At 60.3% G+C, this 19439-nt stretch carries 17 protein-coding genes; 9 read left to right on the forward strand and 8 right to left on the reverse strand.

Going from position 1 to position 19439, the window contains the following annotated elements; all coding sequences use genetic code 11:
* Positions 1-19: 19 nt before the first annotated feature.
* Positions 20-1267: a GAF domain-containing sensor histidine kinase gene (locus tag ABH15_RS08150; RefSeq protein ID WP_128693854.1), complete on the reverse strand. Its 1248-nt coding sequence runs from the start codon at positions 1265-1267 to the stop codon at positions 20-22.
* A gap of 345 nt (positions 1268-1612) precedes the next feature.
* Here ABH15_RS08150 and ABH15_RS08155 point away from each other — a divergent pair, with 345 nt between their 5' ends.
* The 5 genes from ABH15_RS08155 (at position 1613) to ABH15_RS08175 (ending at position 5968) form a co-directional block, all read left to right on the forward strand.
* Complete coding sequence (locus ABH15_RS08155; RefSeq protein WP_128693855.1) at positions 1613-2689, forward strand: hypothetical protein; 1077 nt, start codon at positions 1613-1615, stop codon at positions 2687-2689.
* A 195-nt stretch (positions 2690-2884) separates the two neighbouring features.
* The gene (locus ABH15_RS08160) at positions 2885-3586 is read left to right on the forward strand and encodes a mechanosensitive ion channel family protein (RefSeq protein ID WP_128693856.1); all 702 of its coding nucleotides are present in this window, start codon (positions 2885-2887) and stop codon (positions 3584-3586) included.
* Between the two features lie 370 nt (positions 3587-3956).
* Positions 3957-4775 (forward strand): DUF2795 domain-containing protein, encoded by an 819-nt coding sequence (locus ABH15_RS08165; protein ID WP_241648051.1) that lies wholly within the window; start codon positions 3957-3959, stop codon positions 4773-4775.
* A gap of 134 nt (positions 4776-4909) precedes the next feature.
* Positions 4910-5428, forward strand: coding sequence for a PRC-barrel domain-containing protein (locus tag ABH15_RS08170; protein WP_241648052.1), 519 nt, complete (start codon positions 4910-4912; stop codon positions 5426-5428).
* A 96-nt stretch (positions 5429-5524) separates the two neighbouring features.
* Positions 5525-5968: a hemerythrin domain-containing protein gene (locus ABH15_RS08175; protein ID WP_128693858.1), complete on the forward strand. Its 444-nt coding sequence runs from the start codon at positions 5525-5527 to the stop codon at positions 5966-5968.
* Positions 5969-6201: 233 nt separating this feature from the next.
* Here the strand turns inward: ABH15_RS08175 and ABH15_RS08180 are convergent, their stop codons facing one another.
* Both ABH15_RS08180 and ABH15_RS08185 read right to left on the reverse strand, forming a co-directional pair.
* A complete protein-coding gene (locus tag ABH15_RS08180) occupies positions 6202-6459 on the reverse strand; it encodes a hypothetical protein (protein ID WP_128693859.1) in 258 nt (85 codons plus the stop codon).
* Positions 6410-10480 carry a hybrid sensor histidine kinase/response regulator gene (locus ABH15_RS08185; protein ID WP_128693860.1) on the reverse strand — a complete coding sequence of 1357 codons (4071 nt, stop codon included), beginning with the start codon at positions 10478-10480 and terminating at the stop codon, positions 6410-6412. The genes ABH15_RS08180 and ABH15_RS08185 overlap by 50 nt, the downstream gene beginning before the upstream one ends.
* A 227-nt stretch (positions 10481-10707) precedes the next feature.
* On the opposite strand from ABH15_RS08185, the gene ABH15_RS08190 reads away from it, so the two are divergent.
* The 4 genes from ABH15_RS08190 to ABH15_RS08205 all read left to right on the forward strand — a co-directional run bounded on the left by ABH15_RS08190 (position 10708) and on the right by ABH15_RS08205 (position 14320).
* A complete protein-coding gene (locus ABH15_RS08190; protein ID WP_128693861.1) occupies positions 10708-11301 on the forward strand; it encodes an HD domain-containing protein in 594 nt (197 codons plus the stop codon).
* A gap of 45 nt (positions 11302-11346) precedes the next feature.
* Positions 11347-12165 (forward strand): potassium channel family protein, encoded by an 819-nt coding sequence (locus ABH15_RS08195; protein ID WP_128693862.1) that lies wholly within the window; start codon positions 11347-11349, stop codon positions 12163-12165.
* Positions 12166-12439: 274 nt separating this feature from the next.
* Positions 12440-13267, forward strand: a complete 828-nt coding sequence (locus ABH15_RS08200) for a helix-turn-helix transcriptional regulator (RefSeq protein ID WP_164913676.1) — start codon at positions 12440-12442, stop codon at positions 13265-13267.
* A 255-nt stretch (positions 13268-13522) separates the two neighbouring features.
* Entirely contained in the window at positions 13523-14320 is a 798-nt protein-coding gene (locus tag ABH15_RS08205; RefSeq protein ID WP_164913677.1) for a UbiA family prenyltransferase, read from the forward strand.
* Between the two features lie 621 nt (positions 14321-14941).
* On the opposite strand, the gene ABH15_RS08210 is transcribed toward ABH15_RS08205, so the two are convergent.
* From ABH15_RS08210 to ABH15_RS08230, 5 genes are all read right to left on the reverse strand, one after another.
* Positions 14942-15343 carry a hypothetical protein gene (locus ABH15_RS08210; protein ID WP_128693865.1) on the reverse strand — a complete coding sequence of 134 codons (402 nt, stop codon included), beginning with the start codon at positions 15341-15343 and terminating at the stop codon, positions 14942-14944.
* Between the two features lie 256 nt (positions 15344-15599).
* Positions 15600-15944, reverse strand: a complete 345-nt coding sequence (locus ABH15_RS08215; protein ID WP_128693866.1) for a hypothetical protein — start codon at positions 15942-15944, stop codon at positions 15600-15602.
* Positions 15945-15951: 7 nt separating this feature from the next.
* Positions 15952-16941 (reverse strand): hypothetical protein, encoded by a 990-nt coding sequence (locus tag ABH15_RS08220; RefSeq protein WP_128693867.1) that lies wholly within the window; start codon positions 16939-16941, stop codon positions 15952-15954.
* A gap of 307 nt (positions 16942-17248) precedes the next feature.
* Positions 17249-19057, reverse strand: coding sequence for a PAS domain-containing sensor histidine kinase (locus ABH15_RS08225; protein WP_128693868.1), 1809 nt, complete (start codon positions 19055-19057; stop codon positions 17249-17251).
* 25 nt (positions 19058-19082) lie between these two features.
* On the reverse strand, positions 19083-19439 hold the full coding sequence (locus tag ABH15_RS08230) for a circadian clock KaiB family protein (protein WP_128693869.1): 357 nt from the start codon (positions 19437-19439) through the stop codon (positions 19083-19085).

The following is a 19439-nucleotide window of genomic DNA, read 5'->3' on the forward strand; positions in this document are numbered from 1 at the left end:
GACAGTGCGGTTCCATCGATTACGTGTATTCCTGCTCGTGTTTCTTGAGGGTGAACCGGAATGCCGCCCCTTCGGCGGGGGAGCCCGGCACCCGGTCGTCCACCCGGATCTCTCCGCCGTACCGCTCGACGAGAGTCTTTGTGATGTAGAGCCCGAGCCCTTCGCCCCGTCCTGCATGCTTCCCCTGCTCGAAGCGATAGAATATCGCCTCTTTCATATCGTCCGGAACCCCGGGGCCGGTATCCTCCACCGTCACGAGGAGCATCCCGGGCATCTGCTCCTCGATGCGAATGGTGATCGTAACGCCGGGTCCGCCGAACTTGGTGGCGTTCCCGAGCAGGTTTGCGAAGACCTCGGCGAGGAGCGGATCGGCCACAACCCGGTGGGAGCCGCACTCGTACCGGATAGCCGCGTCCGGGAAGTTTGCGATACTCTCGAGGATGATGCCGTCAAGGTCGACGCTCGCGGTGCTGACGGCCTCCTGGTAAATCCTCCTGATGGTGGAGACGTTCTCAAGGATCTCGATGCTCTTATAGATGCTGGCTCTGAACTTTCGCGCGTACTCCGACTGTTCCCGGTCGAGGAGGTCGAGCAGCAGGTCCGCGTACAGCGTGGAGACATTGAGCGCGTTCCTGATGTCGTGGGTGAGGATATCGAGGTAGAGGTTCGCCTCCCGGTTCGCCGCCTCGAGCTGCTGCGAAAGCTGCATCCGATGAATACCGGAACCGACCTCCCTCCCGATTGCCTCGAGGAGTATCTTCTCCTCGTCCGTAAAGATCCGGTCCTCACGGCTCCCGATGAAGATCGCACCGACGGTTACGGATCCGGCGATGAGCGGGATGCAGGCGAGCGAGGATATCTCGAGTTCTTTGAGGATCTGCTCTTCATGAGGGCTCTGTGCGGTGTCTGTCCCGATATAGTGCGGCTGCTGTTCGATAAGGACGGCATGGCAGGGCCACGTGTCGACAGGAAGCACCCGGTGCCGTGAGAGGTACCATTCGGGAACGTTCAGTGAATACCGGACCGCCGCCTCTGTCTGCCCGGCGTCCAGCAGGTAGATCATCCCGCAGTGCAGGCCCATATGGGTGAGCACCCTCTCGAGGGCTTCGGTGAGCATCGCGTCGAGAGAGCCGGACGCGGCAGTGATCCCGACGATCCGGTTCAGTACGGTGAGATGCCTGTTCTGCTGCCGGAGCGCCTCCTCTGCGGTTGCCGCTCTCTCTTCCCGGTGGTGCGCCTCACTTCGGGTAAGCACGATCGAATTCACGAATCCTCATTTCCCCCAGTCTTCAACTGAGTAACACCATTATCCGTTGCATTTTATACTGCTATGCCCTTGGAAAGATCCAATGGTACTGGATCGAGCATCCCCGGGTCTCGCCCGGCACTTCCGGTTCTAAAAAATGTGTCGATCGTGAGGCCACCCCCTTTCGTAGTCGGGAATGGCAGAAAAAAGCCCCTGTGGCCTCCGCTGCCGGATGCCCGCTGAAGGCCGCTACCCGGTTTCCGCCGGATGCCGGCGTACCTATTTAGGACTGCGTAGCCTACAGTCATCCTGCATACAGAGTGACGACGCTTCCTGCCGGTACCCGCCGGCGACGGGGGCAGATAGGTGAATTATACGTACGCCATACGTTTTTACCGGATATTCGATGCCGGCGATACGATAGATCTGAACCTTCTTGAAGAGAACCTTGCCGTCGGCCATGCGACCACCCGTGCGAGTTTCACCCGGGTCAAACCGAAATCGGTCTCGATGGACGTCCCCCCGCTGCTTGTCCGGCTCCCTCCCGTCCGGGCGACTGCAGGCGGTCGGGAGTGGCAGATGGATACGGTCGCCCGGATATACGACATCGGTGCGATAAGTCTCTGCTTCATCCTCGAAGACCGCGGAGCACCGCCCTCCGCTCTGCAGGAGACGGCTCTCCTCTTCGCCGGCCAGAACGGTCTCGACCCGCTTTTCTCCGGTTTTCTCGATCAGATTCGGAGAATCCTCTTCCCGCATCTCGGGGATCTCCCCATCGATCCCGGGTTCTACGAAGACTATACCATCTTCATCACCGACCGCACCGATGCGGCGCTCGACCCGGTCGTTCTCCTCCTCGGGGAGGATATGGTCTACAGTGCGCAGACACGCGAGGATCTGCTCCGAAATGCTCTGAGTTACGGGATCGACGATCTTACTATCCTTTCCTGGGACTCCGCCCTGCTCGTCAGCCCCGATGCTCCCGGCGATCTCATCGATATCATCGAATACGCCGCTGTCCAGACACTTGAGTTCCGCTACTACGACAGAGTGCTCAGCCAGCAGATGGAACGGATGTACGACGATATCGGGTGCACGGAGCGGCGTTCCCAGCTCCGGCGCATCGCCAGGTACCGCAGCATCATGACCCGCCTGATGGAAACCCTTGCCGAGATATCCGAAATCACCGATAAAGTCGACAATCTCATCAAAATAACCGAGGATATCTACTACGCCCGGGTCTACGCGATGGCGCTCGGAGTGCTCCGGATCTCGCAGTGGCGTTCCAGCGTCAACCGGCGGATCGAGCTCATCCACCGGAACTACGCGATGCTCTCGGACGAAGTGAACGTCCGGCACTCGCACTTTCTCGAGCTTATCGTCATTCTCCTGATCGCGTTCGAGGCCGTTATCCTCCTCTGGGAGGTCAGCGGTCTTCAATAGTGCCTGCCGTGCCGGGAGCAACCTGCTTGCCGGCGCCCCGGCGGATATGCGTAGCCCGGTGATCGGACACGAAGAAGAGTCCGGATCAGCGATACCTTTCCCTCTCTGCCTGTAGGTGTGCGGAGATGACGCCGGTGGGTTCTGGCATAATGTACTTTATATATAATTCCGTTTATGTCTCCCCCGGTGATAACCATGGTAAACGGAATCATCCCGTCGCAGATGACGGCACAACTGCAAGAGATCAATAACGTGATCGGCAGCAGCATAGCATTCCTTCCGAATCTCATTCTGGCAATCATTATTCTTATCATCGGCTGGATTGTAGGGCGAATCCTCGGGCGGATCACCGCAGAAGTTCTCGACAGGATCGGTGTCGATGACGCGCTCCGGAAGACCTCCGTCGGAAAGTACATCGAACGCTCGACGATGACCCTCGGGCATCTCTTTGATCTCATCGTCCGCTGGTTCATCTATCTTATCGCAATTCTGGCGGCGGTCAGCATTCTCCAGGTTCCCGGGCTGACGGCTGCCGTTGGAGCGATTGTCGCGTACATCCCGAACGTCGTGGCATTCCTCCTGATCCTGATCATAGGGTTCATCGTCGTCGACTGGGTGCTCGACTTCATCGGCAGTATCGGTGAGCAGAATGAGATCGAGTACATGGGTCTCATCACCATGGTGCTGCGGGCGTTCTTCTACTTCGTCATCGTGATCCTCGCCCTTGAACAGCTTCTGCTCGACCTCTCGATCATCTACGTCTTCGTCGTCCCGATCGCGTGGGGCGTCGGCATCGGCATCGGTGCTGCAATCGCCATCATCGTCGGGTTCGGCCTCAAAGACCGGGCGCCGGAGATGATGGAGGGTATGACAGGCAAGATGAAAAAGAGACAATAATTTCTCTTTTTTGAGGACTCCTGTGGGAGTCCCTCTTCTCGCCGTTTCTCTGCTCTGCAGGGGTGCCGGGTACGTTGCCGGTCGAACGGCTGTGCTCCCCCCGTTCTGATCCGGACTCCGGAGATTCGCCGACGCGGCTACGGCACACCGGTTCGGCTCTCCGGAGACCCGGTTTCGCTCTCCTGCAGGGAACGTCTCTCAAGCTCACTCCCCGGCGGGATGAGGATACTATTAAGAGTTCTGAGTACGTGATTGCGGGCACTGCCCCACACCGGCAGGAACCTGGGAAGCGGAGATGATCTGAATGGCGAATGGGAGATCGAGTGTTGTTCTGGAGCGAAGGACCCGGAGGACGGAAGCGGAAGGGTTCATGAGGTCCGAGCATATTATCGGGAAGAGCGTGAAGAATATGGAAGGCTACGACCTCGGCGAGATCGCGAGCATGTGGGTAGGACTGCTCCGGGGCCGGGTCGAGTACGTCGTGCTCGCGTACGGAGGCGGCGGCGGGAGGAAACTCTTTGCCGTTCCGATCGAGGCTCTCGCCTACCGGCCTGGGGACGATAGCTTCCTGGTAAATATCGACAAGAATGTTCTGGACTCCGAAGCGGGCTTTTCGGAGAGTGACTGGCCCCGTGAAGCGAACTGGGATCTGATCGCGTCGGACCGCCCCATCGTGCCCCCGACCCGGGAAGAGGCGCTCGCCGTGGAGTCGACCGAGGCGCCGCCCCCGGTGATCACCACGACGGAACGCGTCGTCGTGAGCGAGCGGCTTACGCCGGTCGGTAAGGTGGTCGTCGATCAGCAGGTCGAAGTTACGGCCGGAGAGTGGGCATCCACCGAAGCCTCGGAAGCTTCGGTGGCGGGAGAAATGCCTTCAGCCGGGGTCACGGAGTCTGAAGAGGCGCAGGGAGAGAGGATGGTGGTCGAACAGGAGCGGCCGGGGGGTCCGCTGCATCTCCAGCAGAAGAAAGGCGCCGGCACTGAGACGCCGTCCGCACGGCAGATAGGAGCTCCCGAGTTCCTCGTCTACCTGGAAGGCACGGAGTACCCTGCAGGGAAGCACGACCTTATCAGCCGTGCGAAGACGAACAATGCACCGAGAGACATGATCGACGTGCTCGATAGATTCGCGACAAAGAATTACTCCTCCGTCGAGGATGTAAGGAACGAGTTTAACCGGGTTACATAACCCTTTTTTTATCCACCCGGAAGTGAGATCCGTTCCGGTCTCGCTGGATTCTGCGTATCCCCGTGACGTTTTGGGCAAATTCCGCCCTGAAACAGCGCCGGTTTCACACCCCTCGGAACGCTTAAATAATCTCAATGTACCCCTACCGCCCCTGCCCCGGTGTGGCCGATGCATCCGGGCAGGCCTGGGAGATGAGTGCAATGGCTGAAGGAAGATCCGGAATGGTCATGGAGCGAAGGGTGCGGGAGACCGGGGCGGAGTGGTATATGTCGGGCGACGACGTGATGGGCAAGAGCGTCATCAACCCGCAGGGAGAAGACCTTGGAAAGATATCCGATATGCGGATCGCTTTCCCCCAGGGCCGGGTCGAGTACGTCGTCCTCAGATATGGGGGCGTGCTCGGCATGGGTGGGAAGCATTTTGCCGTTCCGGTTGAGGCACTGACGTACCGGTCGAGGGATGATGTCCTCGTCGCGAACATAGCAAAAGATACCCTGGACAAAGCGGCAGGTTTTTCGGAGAACGACTGGCCGAGGGAGCCGGACTGGAACCTGATTGAGTCTGCCAGAGTCCGGGCACCCCCGAGCAGGGAAGAAGCGGAGGTCGTCACGACGGAGCGGGTCGAGGTGCGCGACCAACCCCGGCAGAGGTAGATTCCTTCCCGATGATTTTTTCGCCGGTGTGTGCGAACCACCACGACCATTTTGATGCTTCCACATAAGGGGCATCCACCACAGGAGGGTGAGTGTATGGCACAAAACGTGATTGATATCCTGAAACAGGAGCACGAGGAGGTTCTCTCGATACTCGAGAAACTGTCGAGCAAGGGCATCAGCGACCGAAGCAGCATGTATTCTTCGATGAAGAGTGCTCTCCTGCCGCACATGGAGGGTGAGGAGAGGGCCGTCTATCCTGCATTTGATCAGGCGGGCATGCACGAGAGGGTTCTGGAATCGATAGAGGAGCACAACGCCGTGAAAACCCTGCTCGGCCAGCTCGACAGCGCCTCCATGTCGAACGAGGACGAGTGGGTTGCCAGGATGAAGGTGATCCGGGAGAACGTCCAGCACCATGTCAAGGAAGAGGAGGAGATCTTCCCGAAAGCCCGACAGTCGTTCAGCAGCGGCGACCTTGAGGAGATGGGCAGCCGGTTTGAAGAAGCAAAAGGGAAAGTGCCGATGGCAGCACGCTGACCGCTCCTTTTTTCATGCGACGCAGGGGCGGCATGGGCATAAGATGTGCCCGTGCCGATCCGGATACCGTCATCCGCCCCCGTCCGGGAGCTGCAGTCATCTGGGAGAAGAGATGCCGGCAGGTGTTTTTTCCGAAAGGGGACGCTGGGAGATCTGCTAAACGAACCCGCTGGTTCGCACCGGAGAAAAGGTGGTGCCCCCGGTCGATCGGCGGGCTCGATCGAGGAAGGTGCTCACGATCGCGGTGAACTCATCCGGGTACTGGTACATGAGTCTGTGGCCTGCACCACGGAGGCCGACGGGATCCGCTCACCGATGAAGAAGGAGGTCCGGGGCGGGGCGATATTTTCCGGGCTGCTGCTCTCGGTGACGTTCGGGAGGTACTCCCGCGGGAGTGCGAGCGTCTTCCTGACCTCGGGCGCGTCCATGAGGGTGGTGGGCTTATCCGCCGCTTTCGGCTCTCCACACCCCGGCGGGAATGCGGATCTCAAACCTGACCCCCCACCCGGCATCGCCGTTCTCGATGATGGTCATTCCGGTTATGGCAAGGATCCTGCGGATGAGGAAGAGCCCGAGCCCGGTATTCCTCCCGACGCCGCGCTCGAATATCCGTTCCTTCTGGGCGTCCGGGATCCCGATCCCGTCGTCTTCGTATACGACGGTCAGACCCTCGTCGTCTGCAACGGAGGAGATCCGGATCGCCGATACCCGTTCTCCGTGGCGGACGGAGTTATCGACCAGGTTCTCAAAGACCTTCACGAGCATCGGATCCGCATAGACCTCTCCGGGGGTGCACTCGACCGAGAAGACAACCCCTTGCGGCACCTGCAGTCCCGTGGCAATTGAGCGGAGATCCTGCCAGTGCGGTTCGGTGGTGCCGAGGTTCTGGTAGACCCGGGAGAACTCGATCTGGGACTGTATCCTCCCGGTCGCCGCCTCCAGTCTCTCAAGGTAGTAGGTGATAAGCGGATCCGGTGAGATCTCCCGTGCAAGTTCGATATAGCCGAGGATGCCGGTCACCATATTGAGGATGTCGTGCCGGGTGACGCCGGAGAGGAGATTGAGTTTTTCGTTTGCAGCCCGGAGCGCCTCTTCCGCCTGCTTGCGGTCGGTGACGTTGCGGAACGAGAGCAGCATTGCCGGCTCTCCCTCGTACACGATTCTTTTTCCGGTGCACTCCACGAAGATGCGGTGGGATTCCGGTGTCAGGATAACGTATTCGTCATCCGAGACGTCGTTCCCGCGGGCAAGCTCTTCCACCCGGCAGGCGGCAGCCTCCTGTGATTCCGGGGCGATGAACTCCATGATGTTCCTGCCGATCAGGAGACCCTTCTCCCCGTAGCCTGCAACGGCTGCAGCCGCTCTGTTGGCAAGAAGGACGGTTCCTCTCCGGTCGAGGACGAGCGTGCCCTCAAGCGCATGCTCGACCAGCGTACGTGACTTCGCCTCGCTCTCCCGGAGCCTCTCCTCCATACGTCTCCGGTCGGTGATATCGACCACGATACCGGTGACGCGCCGCGGTCGCCCATCGGATCCGCGGTCGGTTATGCCTCCCGTGTCACGGAACCAGAGGTATTCGCCGGAGGCTGCACGGATCCGGTACTCTACGTCGTAGCGGGAGACCGTCCCCTCGAGGTGGTTTCGCATCGCCTGCATGGCCGCGGTGCAGTCGTCCGGGTGGATCAGGGCAACGAAATCGGAGTAGTGTGAGAACCGTTCCCGGGGATACCCGAGCATCTCCGCTTTCTGGTCGCTGAACGCCACGTTCCCGGTATCGCAGTCCATCTGCCACCAGGCGAGGTTTCCCATCGCCATCGCTCCTTCAAGCCTCTCCTGGTAAGCCTGCAGTTTCTCTCCGGTCTCTTTCTGCTCTGTAACGTCCCGGCCGACGGACTGGTACTCGATGATCCGTCCGCTCGGATCGAAGATCGCCCGCCCGCTCCACCGGAGCCATCGGACGCCGCCGTCGTTTTGGATAACCCGGTGCTCGTTCATCGCAGCCGGATGTGCCGGTGTGAGGGATGCGAAGAAAGCGCTGACCTGTTCCCGTTCCTCCTCCGGAACAGCGGGGTAGAAGCGTTTCCCGATCAGGGTCTCCCGGGTAAGACCGAAGTACCGCAGGAACGCCTCGTTGGCAAAGAGGAACACTCCATCCGGCGTGAACCGGCAGATGATCTCGGTCTGGCTCTCGACGACGTCCCGGTAGCGTTCTTCGCTCTTTGCAAGTTCCTGTTGCGCCGCTGCGATCTCGTTCACCTGCTGACGGAGTTCCTCTTCGACAGCGCTCAGACGCTCGTTCGCATCGAGCAGTGCGTTGTTCTTCTCTTGAAGCGCTTCTTCACGGCATCTCAGATCGCTAATATCGTGGGTGACCGTTGCGAATCCGTCGTCACCCATCGGGATGGCAGAGATGCTGAAGTGTCTCTTCAGAGGCGAATAGTACGTCTCGAAACGTACGGCATCCCCCGATGCGACGACTCTTTCGTAGGTCTTCAGGAACGGCGGGGGAACGGAGCCGTACAATCGGGAGGCCGGCGATCCGATCGCCTGCTGGGAAGAGATGCCGGTGATCTCGGTGAACGTCGGATTGCAGTCGATGATCTCGTAGTCGACGGCGCCTCTGTTCTCGTCGCGCACCAATCTGTGGAAGGCCACCATATCGGATGTCCACCAATAGACCGACCGGAACTGCTCTTCGCTCTCCCGGAGTTTTCGGTGCGCCGCTGCAATCTCGTCCACCTGCTGGCGGAGTTCTTCTTCCGCTGCCGCCAGCTGTTCGTTCGTTGCCAGAAGCTCTTCATTCGCCTGGAGGAGAGCCTGCTCCCCCGCTCGCTGCTCCGTAATATCACGGATGGACTCGATGGCGCCGACGACCGCTCCGGTTCCATCGTAGAGCGGCGCAGCCGTTGCCCAGAGCACCACGCTCTTTCCTTTCACCCGGGCATTCTCCGTCTCGATTACGGCGCTCTGCCGGCTGTGGCTGATCCGGGAGTACCGCTCGCGGAGAGACGTTTCGTCACCTTTCAGTACAAGATCGATGAGAACCGGCCGCCGCTCCCCGTAAAAGAGGCGGGCATACTCATAATCTCCTTTTCCGACGACCTCGGCCGCTGCAATACCCGTCATCTCCTGGATCGCCCGGTTCCAGGCGATGACCTTCCGGTCGGTATCGATGACGAAGGTGGCATCCGGGAGGAACTCGATGATATCGGCAAACCGGCGTTCGCTCTCCCGCAGATGCTCCCCGGTGGCGGCGAGTTCGTCGAAACTTGACCGGAGTTCCTCTTCGATCGCGGTGAGTTCCTCATAAGCCGAGCCGAGCTCCTCATGCTGCTGGATAAGCATCCTCTCAGTCTGTTTCCTCCCGGTAATGTCGAGCAGGGATGCTATGCTCCTGCTGGTTCCGGGGATACTCCCGATCGTCATGAGTATGTCATACGCCGTTCCATCGCGGGCAATGAACCGGAACTCATACTGATGCAGTGCCTTCGCCGGGTCGGTTCTCCGAAGCCGGTGCTGCTCGAGCATCCGATCGCGGTCGGCCGGGTTGACGAACTCGGTCCACCGTCGTTTTCCCTCGATCTCCTCGCGGGAGTAGCCCGATTGCCGGACGAACTCTGCGTTGACGAGGCTGATCGTCGCGTCCTCTTCGACGATGACGATGGCCGTTCCGGTATTCTCGACTATCGCCCGATACCGCTCCTCGCTCTCCCGGAGGGCTTTTTCCGCCCGTTTCCGGTCGGTGATATCCTGGCCCTGGGCGATCGTCGCAACGATCCGGTTTCCGTCCCGGTCGAGGATATGCGAAGAGTTCCAGAGGACGGTTCGAACGGTGCCCGAGCGGTGGCGGATAGGGATCTCCGCCGCTTCAAGCCGTTCGCCGGTCAGTGTCGTCCGGGCCAGCGCAGTGCAGGTTTCGGGACAATTATCCAAAAAAAGGGCGGTGAGCGGGCTTCCGACAGCTTCGGCGACCGGTATGCCGGTCAGGTTCTCGGCGGCGCGGTTGAACCGGGTGACGACGAGTTCCGGGTTCCAGACAATGATCGGAGCGTTTGCGTATCCTATGAGACTCTCGAGAAAATCGGTCTGCGCCGCAAGTTCGATCTCCGCCCGCCGCGCCTTGACGGCCTGCCGCAGCTTATGTGCAAGTTCGGCAAACTGAGCCCTCGGGTCTCCTCCTTTCTGGAGGTAAAAATCAGCACCGCTGTTCAAGGCCTCGATCACGACCTCTTCCCGGCCCTTGCCGGTGAATATGATGAACGGGACGGTGCAGCCCGACTGGCGGATCGTCTTGAGCAGTGTGATACCGTCCATTCCCGGCATCTGGTAATCGGAGACGACGGCCTCGTAGCGTCCGGATGCCGCCTGCAGGGGCGCCTGCCTCGGATCCGAGAGAATATCGACGGCAAAGCCGCCGGTGCGTTCGAGGTAGAGTTTGGTTACTTCGAGCAGCGCCGGTTCGTCGTCGACGTATAGAACAGGGATAGGCTCGGCACCTGCAGTATCGGGCATGGCGGTCTTCCGTAGTTAGAATAAAATCTTTTCACTACTTAAGTGCTCTTATACGAACCCCGGTGCGAGCGTGCCCTGTGCGGTGAACAGACCCCTCTCCGCAGGGAATGCCGCCCATGGGCGTCTGCCGGTGGGTGAGCCCTCTTGGTACACAGCGCCGCTGCGTCCCGGGAAGACGGCCGGAACAAAGAGAAGAGTATTCGGCTCTTGAACGACAGACATAGTTCATGGATGAACGTGTGGCGGAGATCCGGGAGCATGTCAGGACGGTGTATCAGGACTCGGGGGCACACGGATTTGACCATACCGTCCGGGTCACCCGGCTCTGCGAGCTGCTCGGCGCCCGTGAAGGTGCGAATATGGGCGTTCTCATCCCGGCCGCTCTCTTTCACGACATCGCACGGCCGCTCGAGGAGAAGGAGGGTCTTCCCCATGAAGAGGAGGGGGCGAGGATGGCGGAGTCATACCTCCGGTCGATGGACTACCCGGGCGATCTCATTCCCGGCATCGCTCACGCCATCCGGGCACACCGGTACAGCACGGGCGCGGCGCCCGAGACGCTTGAGGCACAGATCCTCTCGGACGCGGACAAGCTGGATGCGATGGGCGCCGTCGGTATCGCCAGGACGTTCATGCAGGCGGGGGAGCGCGGAGGCGGTATTGCCGACGCCACTGCCCATTTCCACGAAAAGCTCCTGCAGTTACAGAGGTGCATGTACACTGAGAGTGCCCGGAGTATTGCCGGGCGCAGGCATGCGTTCCTGACCGCGTTCCTCGAGGCACTCGACGACGAGATGAACGGCCACCTCCCGCGGCTGTGAAGACCGTTCCCGGAATCTGATATACATCGGAGCAATGTACACCATATGGTCTCTGCAACCTCCCGGATAACGATATCATTCGCGCTTCTCGCCCTGATCGTCACTGCCGGCGTTCTCGGCGTGATGGTGACCGAAGGCCTCTCATGGATCGATGCCGTCTACTTCGTCGTCGTCACCATCGCGACGGTCGGCTACGGGGATATCGCGCCGGCGACCGGTGCCGGACGGCTGGTGGCGGTCCTGCTCATCGTCGCCGGGGTCGGGACATTCGTCTCGGTCTTCGCAACCGTCGTCGAGAGCCTTGTATCGCAGAATGAGCGGCAGGCACGCATCCGGAAGATCAACATGATCCTCGGCATCTTCTACAGCGAGGCCGGAACCGAGATCCTCACGGCCTTCGCCCGTCTTGACCCGGATGCCGAAGATATCCGGGAGCAGCTTGCCGTCCGCGGAGATTCGGATACGGAAGACTTCAGGCGGATCCGGCAGTGCCTCGCCGGCCACCGGTACGCCGTCGACGGGTCCGCGGCGGATCTTGCAGGGCTGGCGCAGCTCCTCGAAGGGAAGAAGGAGTTTCTCCTGCGGCTCATGGAGAACCCGGCTATCTTCGAGCACGATGCGTTCACCGATCTTCTGCATGCGGTCTTCCACCTGCGGGAGGAACTCATGCTCCGCGACGATCTCGCGACACTTCCCGAGGCCGACCGTGCCCACCTGACGGGTGACATCTCCCGGGCATACCGGCTTTTAGCCCTCGAATGGCTCGGCTACCTGCGGCACCTGCAGACAACGTACCCGTATCTCTTCTCGCTTGCAGTCCGGAGAAACCCGTTCGATGATCGTGCCTCTCCGACGGTCCGGTGAGCGAGATCGAGGATGCCCGGGTCACGAGCGGCTCCTTCACTCCCACTGTAGGCGGTCGGCGTTCCCGGAGCTCCGGAGACTTCTGCACCTCTCCGATGCTATCGCGGCCCATCACCGTATACGTTTTCCGTATCACGCTCTTTCCCACAGCTTCCCCCGACCCGGTGCAAAACCGCTCCGGGAGATCGGAAACCGCGGCACTACCGGGGGAGAACGCGCACGCAGGCGAATAGAAAGGGTGATATGTGCGTCAGACAGTATTTCTGTAGTGAATATGGAAAAGACCTCATATCTGGATATCTATGACGAATTCCGTGAAGAAATTCAGGCTATCTTCCGATCGAGGCTTTTAACCCAGATGCTGGTTGCGCTCGGGGGCGGAAGCAGATCCCTCTCCGATCTTCGTGACATCACCGGCAGTTCCTCACAGGCGCTCATCCCCAAGATCCGGCAGCTGGAGTCGGCTCACTACATCGAATCCGAGCGAGGAGATTACACGCTCTCGCCGCTCGGCAGGATTGTGGAACCCGAGATCGAGCGGCTGGTAACGTTGATGGGAGTGCTTCAGCGCCACCGGGACTTCTGGATACAGCATGATATCGAGAGCATCCCGCCGGTGCTCCTGAAAGAGATCGGCGACCTCTACAACTCGGATATTGTCAGGGACGTTGAGGAGAACATATTTGCCGTATATACCACATTTTTGAATGTCCTGCAGAACGCGAAGTGGGTACATGCCGTATCCTCGATCATGAGTCCTGCTCACGCCGAAGCGATGATGGGTGCGGCGCGACAGGGTAAACCGGTTGAACTGGTTGTTTCTGCAGACCTTGCCGGCAAGTTAACCGCCGAGCCGTATATTGACATGCTGAAGTCCCTGGCCGATTACCGGGACTTCAGGATCTATGTTTCTCCGGTTTCTGTCAGGCTTGGAATGACCGTAGCCGACGGCTGCCTGTCGTTAGGGTTTTATAAACGGGGAACCGACGCCTACGACGCGGCCGTAGATCTCATCAGCCTCGATCCGACGGCGATTGCCTGGGGTGAACGGCTGTTCCAGCACTATAAGCAGCGATCCGAGCCGCTGGTGTACAATCTCTGAAATAACATCTTTATTCCCTCAATTGCTGGATTGGGGCTCTTAATTTCTCTATTCTATGAGCCCCGGCAGTGAATCTTTTCCGACGGATTAATCCGATCGATGAATTTTCATTGTCATAATAAATGTTAACCCGTCTTCTGAAAACTATGCATGTTCGAGACTGCATATCAGCCCGAAACAAACCTGATTGATTTCCGGGGGATTATTCAACCTCTGGTGTACAGTTCTGCGTACCTATCGCTTGCCGGAGCGGCAATGGTGTGGATCTCCTGTGCCATGCAGGGTCTCGCCTTTGACCCCGTCGCCGCAGGCATCATGGTGCTCGTCACCTTCTCCATCTACAACCTGAACCGGAAGACGGACGAGAGCGAGGATGCCATCAACCATGCCGAACGCTACGCATTTACGAAAAAGTACGGGCGTTTCCTCTTCTATTCTGCAATCGCTGCGTATGGTATTGCTCTTCTGGTATCCGTTCTTCAGGGTTTCGACAGCCTCCTTATCACGGCCATACCGCTTATCGGCGGGGTCATCTACAGTATCCCGCTCCTCCCCGGGCTCCGGCGCCTCAAAGAGATCCCGGTGATGAAAAGCCTGATCGTAGCCTTCGCCTGGGCGGTTCCGCCCGCTCTCCTGCCGATCTGCCATGCCGGCCTCCACGCAGACATCTCCACGGCTATCGTCGGAGTCTTCTACTTCTCGCTGGTCTTCATCAACACCGTGGTCTTTGACATGCGGGACGTAGAGGGCGACATCGTCTCCGGCGTTCGAACCATTCCGGTGATCCTCGGCATGCGAAGGACAAAGATCGCCCTTACGATCCTCAACGTCTGCCTCGGGACTGCGGTCGTCTGCGGTGGCCTCTCCTGCATGGGCCTCCCCGTAACGCTGCTTTTGATCGTGAGCGTCCTCTACGCCCAGTGGTACATCACCTCCTTCAACCGCCTCTGCACGGAGAAGATCTTCGGCGAGCTGCTGGCGGACGGGCAGTTTATTCTGCTCTCCGGAGTGTTGTATGTCTTTATCAGCGCAATCCCGCTCCGTCTGCTCTGAACCGGCCGTCCGGCCTTCTCCTGGGCAGGTAAAAATCCTTCATTTTCAGCCCGGGGATCTCCGGTTCCCGTACGCATCTCCCGGCATTCATCTGCCTGACGAATCTTCACCGGCGCAATAAATGTCTATGAACCCGGAGAATCTGTCATCGTGTGATGACTCCGTCGCTTCAGGCCTGCCCGGAGATGCGAGATCCGGATACAGATGCGGATCACGCTGCACCCTGCTGCGAGGGGACGGCCACCGGCAGGTGTGCGGGGAGCGATAACGGGGTAGCTCCGGCAGAGAACCTCAACCTGAGGCCGACCCGGTGCGGATGTGCCCTGTGCGCCTATTATGACCCTGAACGCGCCTACTGCCTCTATGTGGACACGCCGGTAACTATTCTGTTCGCCTGCCCGCGGTTCCTTGATCTGTAGGGTTCCAGGCCGGCACCGCCCTGGTTTTCTCTTTCCTGGCAAGGGCTGTAAGCACGAGGGGTGCGAGAAGAGGGGCAGGAGACCCGGAGGTTCGGAATCAGGTCAATACATCATTTTCATCGGGGCTGCAATAGCGCGTCTGGTTCTGACTGACGGAGATGCTCCCCGTTTCGGTGATTGCTTTCTCCAGGGGGGCAGCCACTCAGAAGAACTCGTCGCCGTAGACGCCCGTCGCGATCTCATCCTCGATCGTGCCGGTCTCCGTCTCCATGATCGCTTCCTCCCGCCGCCGCTGCAGTTCCCTGACAAGGTCCCTGACGGCATACGGATCGGGGGAGCCTTCCGGAGACGCTTCACGAGCAAGGTCGGCGATCTCCGTCAGTGCCTCTCCGATGCGGTCAAGGTCGCTGTACTGCCCGATCTCGATCAGGAACTGATTCCGGGCTGATCCGGATCGGTAGGCGAAATCCCCCTGGATCGAGGCGAGCATCAGGATCTCGTCGGCAGCACTGCCCGGTTCCACCTCGATCTCAAGGCTCGCCGGGGAGATCTCGTAGGTGTCGCTACCACCTGTTCCGAACGGCCGAACCAGCCGAATGCTCATAGACCGGGTGCTGCAGAGTTCCGTATTACAATCCCTCATGAGTGCATCCCTTCCAGGAGATCACCGTGCCGGAACATTATCTTTTGCTCTTCCGACTCTTCGCAGAGCGTTACGGGGTTCGAAGCAGCTCTTGAAGAGGCCTGTAGCTGCCATCCGGCGTCCGCACCGGACGAATCCCCCGCTGCCGGGGTCTCCTGCCGTTGCGGCACCCCTCCTCACGGCCGGGGAAGGGTGTATCCGGCGAACGGTTCGAAGGTCATTTAGCCGTTTTGTTCCGGGCATCTTCTATCTCGCTCACCCTCGCTTCGAGCCGCTCCACCGACTGCCGGAGCGCCCGCAGCCCGGCCTCATGCTCCGGCACGGCAGCTTTCCGCTCAGCGATCGCCGCCACCTGGTTCTCGATCCATTCCTTGAGCCGTACAACGATGATGATCACGAGGGTAACGACGGTCAGGTTGACGATGGTGATGTACGCCATCGAGATGTATCCGAAGACCGGTGAGCCGGTCACCTCATAACCAATACGCCCTCCGAGCAGCAGGACGATTGCTGCAACCCAGAGCGCCGCGAGGAAGTATTTGATTCGACTGGTTGCCGTCATCTCCCGATCACCCCCGCCGGAACGCAATGCTCACTGCCGACCCGCCGCTTGCGGTCGGGAAGGATACCCCATATGCCGGCCCATGGGTGACGGCGACGATGTAGCTGCCGTCATCGGTTCGGACGAGCGATCCTATCTGGCTCCCTTCGCCGAGATCGACGGCACTGTCCCAAACCATCGCCCCGGACTCATTGAGCCGGACGAGGTGCAGCACCGTTCCGTAGTAGTACCAGCTTCCCTCTCCGGTCGGGAACGCGGCGAAGACGTAGCCGCTGTCCGGCAGCCGGAGCACCGGGGTGAAGGCATCCAGCGTCCGGCGACCGGCAGGCGTGCCGTCATGCCCGAACGTGGCAACGACCGCCTCAGAGCTCCCGGCCTGCCCCGTTCGGATGACCTCGTAGATCATCCCGATCTCTCCATCCGCCTCCCAGAGATCCGAGATATCCCAGATAAGGGCGGAATCTCCCTCGTCCACCGTCTGCTCCCAGAGCACGCCCCCGCCGGCATCGACGCGTGCAATGGCGGCATCTCCGTAGGCACTGCCTCCGATCAGGTATCCACCGGAGGAGTCCGGCACGGCTTTCCTGATCGCCGCCCAGTCGGGCAGCGCCTTTTCCCACGACGCGGTACCGTTCGCATCGCCGGCGGTCGGATCTGTAAATGGCGACAGTGTCCGGTTTCCGACAAGCGAGCCGTTCGCATCGAGCAGCGCCGTGAAGGAATGGGGGATACTGACGTTTTCACCACCCGGAATCGTCTCGCCGGTGATGGCGTAGCTGCCGTTTGGCAGCGGGGTTACCGTCGACGGGATCGTGTCGCGCCCGAAGGAGAGGGGGGTCTGCCATTCGACGGTTCCGTTCGGATTGAATTTGATCACCGAGGCGTCGCGGAAGGGTGGGTACGGGAGATCGACGCCGGGTGAGGACGACCCGAAGAGGCACCCGGCCACCAGGACGGTGGCGAGGAGCAGCCCGATGACCGGCAGATGGTATCGCATTAACGTCTGCTTTCTTCCGGCCATCGATTAACCTTCCCTTTTTTGTCTCCCGGGCGGTGGGGTCCCTGCCCGGTATCCCGTGCGGCCGCACGACCCCGTCACCGGGATCGATCCGGGACGCCGTCAGCCGTGTGAGGACGAGAATGCATGAAACTGCCTGGTGGTTGCGGAGAAGAGGTCTATCTTTGCTATCAGGGAGCGGCCGGGAATTGCCCGAGACAGCCCGGCCGTATGGCTCCGGAGACCGCTCACGAACAGTGGGCGTGCCTGATGCATTACCGGGAGATCGAAGGGGATGTCAGGGAACCTACGGCCGGTACCCGGCCTTCCGGAGCGTGAACCGGAACGCCGCCCCCTGCTCCGGCTGGCCGGGTATCCGATCCTCTATCCAGACCTCCCCGCCGTAGCGTTCGACGAGCATCCGGACAATGAAGAGCCCGAGCCCCTGGCCGCTCCCTCCTGCCCTGCCCCGTTCGAACCGGGTGAAGAGTTTCTTCTTCACCTCGTCCGGCACACCCGGGCCGGTGTCCTCGACTGAGACCAGCACCTCGCCGCCCTGCTCTTCGACCACGATGGTGATCTCGACACCGGGCTCCCCGTATTTGATGGCGTTCCCGATCAGGTTCGTGAAGATCATCGGCAGAAGATTGTCTGCCAGCACCTCGACCGCGGGGTCGATATACCTGATCGATGCCCCGGGGAAGTTTCCGATCTCCTCTTTAATGATCGCATCGAGGTTCACCGGCACCAGACGGTCGTGTTCCGCCTGAGTTCGCCGGATAGTGGCGACGTTCCTGAGGATTCCGGTGCTCCGGTCGATGCTGTCACGCAGTTTCTCGGCATAGGCCGTCAGGTCTCCTTCGGCGAGCTCGACCAGAAGGCCGGCGTACATGCTCGAGACGTTGTTCGCGTTCCGGACGTCGTGGGTCATGATGTCGAGGTACATGTTCGCCTCGTCGCGTGCTGCTACGACCTCCCGGCTCTGCCGGACGAGGTCTTCGGTGCGGCGCCGCAGCGCCTCTTCCGCCCGTTTGCGCTCGGTGATATCGATAAAAGCACCTACCGCGCCATGGGATCTGCCGCTCTCGTCCAGCAGCGGCACGGCATTGCCGAGCAGGTGCCGCGTCGTCCCGTCATTAAAGACCAGGTCGAATTCAAACTGCTGTACCGGCCGGCCGGTTGCGGCGGCTCTCTGTACCGGCAGTTCCTCCGGCGGGATCTCGGCGCCGTCTTTCATAGTCCGGAAATGTGCCTGCCGCTCGCCTTCGGGTGCCGATTTTGAAAGGTTGCTTCCCGGCGGCAGGTGGAGCAGTTCGTAGGTATACCTGCTGCCGAACATAGAGCGGCATTCGGGATCGAGCGCGATGAAGATCGCCGCCGGTACCGCTTCCGTAATTGCCTGCAGCTCCGTCGCCCGCCGCCGCTCCCGCGCCTCGCTCTCCCGGAGCGCATCCTCGACCTTTATGCGCTCCTCGATCTCGACCTGGAGCCTGGCATTGATCTGCGCCAGTTCGGCGGTCCTTTCCTCCACCCGGTCCTCGAGTTCGTCGTACGCCCGCTGCAGCGTCTCTTCCGCTTGCTTCCGCTCGGTCAGATCCGTGGCGACCAGGGAGAATACCGACATTCCGTCCATCGGCAGCAGCCGCAGGGAGAGGTATACCGGCACCAGGCCTCCCCCGGTCGCCTGCAGCGTGCTTTCGCCCGTGCTGCCGGAGGGATCTCCCGCCTCCATCATCCTCCGGAAGCTCCCCGCACCGGCAGGAGCGATGAAGGCGTGAATCGACTCCCCCATCACCTTCTCGAGGGGCATACGGATCAGCCGGGCGAAGCTCGCGTTGCTGTAGAGGACGGTGCCGTCGGTCGAAAGAATAGCTGCTCCTTCCCGCATCTGCTCGATGAGCACGCGGTAGGGATGCTCGGCGGTCTTTAAGGTATAGATCTTCTCCCCTTCGTCCGTAGAGACGAGGAAGGCATCGACCTCTCCCCTCCGGATCGCTGAAAGGGTCTCTTCAGCCTCGGCAAAGCCTCCGTACAACTCCTCAAGGACGCGGAGGAGTTCCTCCTTTCTCGGGAGCCGGGAAGCGTTCGTATCGGACAGATGACCCTGATCCTGCATTATGCATCACCGATGGGAGTACTGCTCACTTCTTCTCCTGGATTCCAAGCCCGATCAGAACCCGGTCTCTATTTGACATATCCCCGATAAGTTTTCGGAGCGGCAGGGGAAGCTCCTTGATGAGTGTGGGGGCTGCGAAGACCTGGGCTTCCTCTGCCCGCTCGGGCTGCTGGTAGATATCGATCACCTCGAGGTCGTAGCGCCCCGAAAGGTGCGTCTCGCAGATCTCCTTGATGTTCTCGATAGCCTCCCGGGATCGGGGTGTCATTCCCGTAATATAAAGGCGCAGGACGTAGCGGGCATCCGTCCTCTCCAGCGCCAGCTCGAACCTCTCCGTCGTCGACCGCGGGTCCTGCCCGGTTATCTTTTTCTCGTTTGTCAT

It is taken from the genome of Methanoculleus taiwanensis (assembly GCF_004102725.1).
GTDB classification, from domain to species: domain Archaea; phylum Halobacteriota; class Methanomicrobia; order Methanomicrobiales; family Methanoculleaceae; genus Methanoculleus_A; species Methanoculleus_A taiwanensis.

What these genes read in the sequence shown, in the direction of transcription:
- ABH15_RS08160 (WP_128693856.1), top strand. Translation starts at nt 2,885, where the DNA reads ATGGTAAACGGAATCATCCCGTCGCAGATGACGGCACAACTGCAAGAG.
- ABH15_RS08165 (WP_241648051.1), top strand. Translation starts at nt 3,957, where the DNA reads ATGAGGTCCGAGCATATTATCGGGAAGAGCGTGAAGAATATGGAAGGC.
- ABH15_RS08170 (WP_241648052.1), top strand. Translation starts at nt 4,910, where the DNA reads ATGTACCCCTACCGCCCCTGCCCCGGTGTGGCCGATGCATCCGGGCAG.
- ABH15_RS08175 (WP_128693858.1), top strand. Translation starts at nt 5,525, where the DNA reads ATGGCACAAAACGTGATTGATATCCTGAAACAGGAGCACGAGGAGGTT.
- ABH15_RS08185 (WP_128693860.1), bottom strand. Translation starts at nt 10,480, where the DNA reads ATGCCCGATACTGCAGGTGCCGAGCCTATCCCTGTTCTATACGTCGAC.
- ABH15_RS08190 (WP_128693861.1), top strand. Translation starts at nt 10,708, where the DNA reads ATGGATGAACGTGTGGCGGAGATCCGGGAGCATGTCAGGACGGTGTAT.
- ABH15_RS08195 (WP_128693862.1), top strand. Translation starts at nt 11,347, where the DNA reads ATGGTCTCTGCAACCTCCCGGATAACGATATCATTCGCGCTTCTCGCC.
- ABH15_RS08200 (WP_164913676.1), top strand. Translation starts at nt 12,440, where the DNA reads ATGGAAAAGACCTCATATCTGGATATCTATGACGAATTCCGTGAAGAA.
- ABH15_RS08205 (WP_164913677.1), top strand. Translation starts at nt 13,523, where the DNA reads ATGGTGTGGATCTCCTGTGCCATGCAGGGTCTCGCCTTTGACCCCGTC.
- ABH15_RS08210 (WP_128693865.1), bottom strand. Translation starts at nt 15,343, where the DNA reads ATGAGCATTCGGCTGGTTCGGCCGTTCGGAACAGGTGGTAGCGACACC.
- ABH15_RS08215 (WP_128693866.1), bottom strand. Translation starts at nt 15,944, where the DNA reads ATGACGGCAACCAGTCGAATCAAATACTTCCTCGCGGCGCTCTGGGTT.
- ABH15_RS08220 (WP_128693867.1), bottom strand. Translation starts at nt 16,941, where the DNA reads ATGCGATACCATCTGCCGGTCATCGGGCTGCTCCTCGCCACCGTCCTG.
- ABH15_RS08225 (WP_128693868.1), bottom strand. Translation starts at nt 19,057, where the DNA reads ATGCAGGATCAGGGTCATCTGTCCGATACGAACGCTTCCCGGCTCCCG.
- ABH15_RS08230 (WP_128693869.1), bottom strand. Translation starts at nt 19,439, where the DNA reads ATGACAAACGAGAAAAAGATAACCGGGCAGGACCCGCGGTCGACGACG.